This window comes from Saccharomonospora halophila 8, assembly GCF_000383775.1.
In the GTDB taxonomy this organism is placed as follows: Bacteria; Actinomycetota; Actinomycetes; order Mycobacteriales; family Pseudonocardiaceae; genus Saccharomonospora; species Saccharomonospora halophila.
In genome coordinates, this window is the sequence record NZ_KB912573.1 from 24,947 (window position 1) to 27,134 (window position 2,188).

General features: G+C 71.9%; 2 protein-coding genes and 1 pseudogene. 2 read left to right on the plus strand and 1 reads right to left on the minus strand.

The genetic code is table 11. The features are described 5' to 3' along the window. On the plus strand, positions 1-982 hold a 982-nt coding region (locus SACHA_RS0116525), incomplete at its 5' end, for a glycoside hydrolase family 3 N-terminal domain-containing protein (protein WP_019811541.1). A 71-nt stretch (positions 983-1,053) separates the two neighbouring features. Here the strand turns inward: SACHA_RS0116525 and SACHA_RS0116530 are convergent. After that, a complete protein-coding gene (locus SACHA_RS0116530) occupies positions 1,054-1,512 on the minus strand; it encodes an SsgA family sporulation/cell division regulator (RefSeq protein ID WP_019811543.1) in 459 nt (152 codons plus the stop codon). A gap of 377 nt (positions 1,513-1,889) precedes the next feature. Between SACHA_RS0116530 and SACHA_RS22665 the strand changes: the two are divergent. Further along, positions 1,890-2,188 (plus strand): annotated as a pseudogene (locus SACHA_RS22665) (hypothetical protein); the annotation flags it as partial.

The window sequence follows — 2,188 nt, forward strand, 5'->3', positions numbered from 1 at the left end:
CGTCATCTCCGGGCTCTCCACCCGGGAACGGCTCGCGCAGCTGCTGGTGGTCGGGGTGCCGCCCGGCGACCCGGAGGCCGCGGTCGCGACGGTCCGGGAGCACCAGCTCGGCGGCGTGTTCGTCGGGGGCAACGCCACCGCGTTGTTCACCGGGGACGCGCTCGGCCGGATGCAGGAGGTCACGGACCTGCCGGTGTCGGTGGCCGTGGACGACGAGGGCGGCCGGGTCCAGCGCCTGGACGACCTCGTCGGCGACATCCCGAGTGCCCGGGAGATGGCCCGCACGATGTCACCGGACGAGGTGCGCGAGCTGGCCCGCGAACGCGGTGAGCGGATGCGGGAGTACGGCATCACCGTCGACTACGCTCCGGTGCTCGACCTGACCGAGGGCGCCGCGGGCGGGGTGATCGGTGACCGCTCGTTCAGCGCCGATCCGCAGACCGCCACCGAGTACGCGCTCGCCTTCTCCGAGGGGCTCGCGGAGGCCGGTATCCGGCCGGTGGTCAAGCACTTCCCCGGACACGGCCGCGCCGACGGTGACTCGCACCAGGAGCTGGTGACCACGCCGCCGCTCGACGAACTCCGGGAGCGCGACCTGGTGCCCTACGAGAGCCTCGGGAAGTTCCCCGCCGACACCGGCGTCATGGTCGGACACCTCAACGTGCCGGGGCTCACCGACGGCGAACCGGCGTCGGTGTCCGCGCCCGCCTACGAGCTGCTCCGGCAGGACTACTCCTTCGACGGGGTCGTGCTCACCGACGACCTGGGCGCCATGCGGGCGATCTCCGACCGCTACCCGCTGCCGGAGGCGGTGCTGCGGGCGCTGCAGGCCGGCGCGGACCGGCCGCTGTGGTCGTCCGGGGGCGACGTCGGCCCGGTGCTCGACCGGCTGGAGCGGGCGGTGGCCGACGGCGAGCTCTCCACCGAGACCGTCACCGAGTCGCTGAACCGGGTGCTGTCGGACAAGGGCGCCTGCGGCTGAGCGGGTCGGGGGAAGCGGGTCGCGGCCGACCGGTCCGTCCCTGACCGCATCACCGGCGACGGGTGGTGCGGTCAGGGACGTGCGGTGGTGAGGTTCGCGATCACCGCGTCCAGGTCGAGGTACCGCCCCTCGGAGCCCGGCGGAACCCGGGAGAGGGTCTCGTCGAGGAACAGGCACACGTCCTGCCTGCTGATCTCCACGGTCGCGTAGCCGTCGGGCGACTCCAGTTCGATGACGAGCACGTCTCCGGTCCCGGCCGAGCGGTCGTCCCGCGCCGAGAGGTCGGGCCGGATGCGGATGTCGCCGATCCCCGCGGGCTCGGACAGCCCCGTGAGCAACAGGTCGCGGGCGAACTCCCACTCGACCCACTCGCCCGGCTCCACCCGGAAGGCGAGGGCCACCGTGAAGGGCTCGTCCACCGTGAAGGCGAGTCTCGACAGAACCGGGCTCGCGCAGCCGTTGAGATACACGAACTGGCTCTGCTGTACGGCGTTGTTCGGCTGTACGGCGTTGTTGGCGTTGTCGTCCACGGCACGCTCCCTGTTCCTCCGTGCCGCCCGCCTGGCGCGCGCGGTCCTCTACTAAGAAAGACGTCCGAGCGGCGCTCAGGTAATGCGCCATTCGGGCGAATCTTGCCGTCGGAGACGCACAGTGAAGCAGGTGTCGGGTCTACTGCCTCGGGCGGGGAGTGCGGCGCGACCTGGGAAACGGCCCGTCTCCGACGGGTCGGTGCCCCGGTATTCACTCGATCGAGTCGTGTTTGTCAGGTGACCGGAGTTCACGCGTGACAGCGGCCGATCGGGGCGGTAAACACCGAGTGGATCTTTTCGGTGGGCGCGTGCGTCGGGGGACGTTACGGGATGTGCAGCGATTGGCGGGGGTGCGTGGCGATGGAGGGACGACCGTGATGGCGCCCGACGTCCTGCGCAGGACACCGCACGACGAGGGGTTGCTCGACCGGACGGGCATTCTCTGCGCGAGTACTCCGGTGGTTCCGCGGTACACCGGGGCCGACCCGGAGGAGGAACCGTCGGACGTGGTGCCGCGGGTCCCCCGGTCCAGCCTCGCCGGAGCGGCGGCGGCGGTGTTGATGTTGATCGTCGCGATCGGCGCCGTCACCGACCGCGATGTCCGGCCGCACGGACCCTCCCCCGTGGTGGCCGACGGCGACTCCGGCGCGGCGGGCCCGTCGACCCGCCCCGAGAC